Genomic DNA, 2,826 nt, shown 5'->3' with positions numbered 1-2,826 from the left:
GGAGTGTTCCGACTCAACACTTCCGATGGATGAGCTGCCGGTCATCCAACGAGTGAATCCATCTTAAAAAAGAGCAGGGGGATAGTCCCTGCTTTAGTCCAGTGCGGTGACGGTAATCGGAGGGTCTAAAATCGGATTGGGCATGTGATCCTTCGTCAAGAACAGCGGACATATCACCACCACGTTTATCAGTTCTCCCTCTCTATCTTCTATTCATCAGGTGAACTGGTTATGTCCGATGTTACCATCAGGGTTCCCCAGGATATCGTTCAGGCGCTTCGACTCCCTCCCGATGCCGTTCAGACCGAGCTGCAGCGAGAGCTTGCCGTGGCGCTCTACCAGCGGGGTATCCTCTCTTCGGGTAAGGCGGCCGCTCTTGCCGGGATGAACCGGTGGGAGTGGGAGGAACTGCTCGGGTCGCGGAAGATTCCCCGGCACTACTCCGAGGAGGACCTTGACCAGGACATTGCCTATGCCGCTCGCGGTCAGTAACTCATCGCCGCTGATTCACCTCTCGATGGTCGGCCGCATTGGTCTCCTTCGCCGTTTTTCGACCGTATGTATTCCTCCTGCGGTCTGGAGAGAGGTCGTGGAACTGGGCGGCAACCGGCCGGGGGCGGCCGAGATCAGGGATGCACACGAGTCGGGGTGGCTGCGTGTGGTCGACCCCTCCGATAAGGCTCTGGTACGCCTGCTTGAGCAGGAACTTCACGCCACGGGAACTGTGAACAGTTCCCTGTCAGGCAAATCTCCAATTTGCCGTGAGGCGAAGCGGAGAGCATCACCCTTGCTCTCGAGATCCGGCCCGATGTGCTCCTCCTCGACGAGGCCGAGGGCCGTCGCGTCGCGGGGCTCTACGGCCTTCCAGTCACCGGTATCATCGGGCTGCTGATTCAGGCGAAGCGTGAAGGAGAGATCTCTTCCCTTGCGGAGGAGATGGATCGACTGCGGGAAGAGGGGAACTTCTGGATCCAGGATGCCCTCTACCGGCGCGTTCTTGAAGTGGAGATGGATGAGTAAACCGGAGGTTTTCATTGCCAATCGTGGTCAGCCGGTTTTATCGATATCGAACAGGGTCAAAAATGGTAGATGAGGGGAAGAGTCCCCCTCTTCAGTCCAGCGAGGCGACGGCGTCGGCCCAGGTCTCGACCGCGGTGCGGATGGCGTCGTCCTGGTAGGACGAGATCCGGACGGTCTTGCGGGTGAAGGTGACGTAGTAGTCGTCACCCGAGGGGTCGTGGCACTTGAGCTGCGCGTAGTAGGTCTCGCCGGGGCCGTTCCGGACGGCCTCGCCGCCCATCGCGGCCTCGAGGGCCGCGTTTGCGAGAACCTCGGCGGCGTTCGCCTCGAACGCGGCGATCGAGGGGGACTGGAGCGAGACGTTCCCGACCCGCTTGCCCTCACCGTCGATGAAGTTCACCTTCGCGGTGTAGTGCTCGCGGTTGCGGACGACCGGAGCGACTGGCTGCCCGTCGGCGCCGGTATACCCGACGCACCCGAACGGGTTGTCGTCGATGACGGTCTGGACGAGGTTGTTAAACGACGTTACGTCGGCGATCGGGACGGCGAGGTCCCGGACCGCCGTTTTGTTCACGGTTGTCTGAACGAAGTCTGCCATGGTTGGTTTCCTCCATTGCGGCACAGCCCTCTGAGCTGTGCCTGATGGGAAGATTGCGACGTATCTTCCGTGCATGGCGCAACTCTCTGGGTTGTGCCTGATAGGAAGATGCGAAGCATCTTCCGTGCCTGCCAAGTGCCCCAGATCGGAGATCTGAGGCAGTTGCACTGAAAGTGCAACTCTTCCCGGGAATATGACAGACAACTATAGGGTAGACTCGGGAGGGTATCAGCCTGACTTTATCGGGAAGCCTGAATTGGGCTTGGATTCTGAAATATAATCGTTACGGTCAGCCTTTTTGTCCCCGACCACCTATAGTCCGCGGGAGGATTGCCTGGATGACCAACGAAAAGACCACCCGGGAGCTCGTCTACGAGACGAACCGGGACGTAAAATGGATCTGTCGGGCGCTGCAACGGATGGAGGAGTGGGACGCGACCGGCCGCAGGGCGGGAGCGTGAGAAGACCGAAGGTCTTCGAACGAGGATTTTGAGGTCCGGCTCCGGGCGCTGGAGGGCTGGCGAGCGGAGAAGGTTGGAGAAGAGCGACTGGCCGCAGGGCAGGAGCTTGAGAAACCCGGAGGGTTTCGAGAGAAGAGGATCTCGACGATCAGCGCCGGGGTCGGCGGGGTCGTCGGCGGGGGGGTGGCGGTGATCGTGAGGGTGCTGGGCGGGGGGTGATCTTCAAAATTCCGGATACGACTGCCCGATATCCCAGGGTCTCTCTTCCAAGGAGAAGTCTGCCATATATCGGCGTAGGGGCGATCTGGCATGTTAAACGCGTATCAAAAGATATATCCCAATCGATTCTCCACACATACCTTAAGGAAAGTTAATATTCAGGTTTCGTTTTTGGGGAGACGGGGATCGCTTGAGAAGAAGGTGAAGGGAACGGCAAAGAAGAACAACCACGAGATCAGGGATCCGATCTACGCGTTCATCCATATGAACTCTAGCGAGAGAGAGGTCTTGAACTCAGCGCCAGTCCAGCGCCTCCGCCATATCCACCAACTTGCGTTGACCAACCTGGTTTATCCGGGAGGAACCCACAGGCGGTTTGAGCACTCGCTTGGTGTCATGGAACTGGCAACACGGATCTATAACGCCGTGCTAGAGAACGGAGGGACCGACAGTCTGGATATCGACGGGAAGTATGACGAGATATACTACCTGCGTGTCCTGAGAATGGCCGCCCTTGTTCATGATATC

The 2,826-nt window shown here is 58.6% G+C and carries 4 protein-coding genes and 1 pseudogene; 4 read left to right on the top strand and 1 reads right to left on the bottom strand.

Annotation, left to right across the window (positions count from 1 at the left end):
• Window positions 1-231 precede the first annotated feature (231 nt).
• Together EI28_RS12225 and EI28_RS12215 are read left to right on the top strand one after the other, a co-directional pair.
• On the top strand, window positions 232-492 hold the full coding sequence (locus EI28_RS12225) for a UPF0175 family protein (RefSeq protein ID WP_048115206.1): 261 nt from the start codon (window positions 232-234) through the stop codon (window positions 490-492).
• Window positions 493-810: 318 nt separating this feature from the next.
• Complete coding sequence (locus EI28_RS12215) at window positions 811-1,020, top strand: DUF3368 domain-containing protein (RefSeq protein ID WP_052379752.1); 210 nt, start codon at window positions 811-813, stop codon at window positions 1,018-1,020.
• Between the two features lie 91 nt (window positions 1,021-1,111).
• On the opposite strand, the gene EI28_RS12210 is transcribed toward EI28_RS12215, so the two are convergent.
• The gene (locus EI28_RS12210; protein WP_048115201.1) at window positions 1,112-1,618 is read right to left on the bottom strand and encodes a hypothetical protein; all 507 of its coding nucleotides are present in this window, start codon (window positions 1,616-1,618) and stop codon (window positions 1,112-1,114) included.
• Between the two features lie 338 nt (window positions 1,619-1,956).
• Between EI28_RS12210 and EI28_RS15600 the strand changes: the two genes are divergently transcribed.
• Complete coding sequence (locus EI28_RS15600) at window positions 1,957-2,079, top strand: hypothetical protein (RefSeq protein WP_369792313.1); 123 nt, start codon at window positions 1,957-1,959, stop codon at window positions 2,077-2,079.
• Window positions 2,080-2,499: 420 nt separating this feature from the next.
• A pseudogene (locus EI28_RS12200) lies at window positions 2,500-2,826 on the top strand (hypothetical protein); the annotation flags it as partial.

It is taken from the genome of Methanoculleus sp. MH98A, from assembly GCF_000691865.1.
Classification (GTDB): Archaea; Halobacteriota; Methanomicrobia; order Methanomicrobiales; family Methanoculleaceae; genus Methanoculleus.
This window is presented reverse-complemented; position numbering and strand designations above follow the sequence as displayed.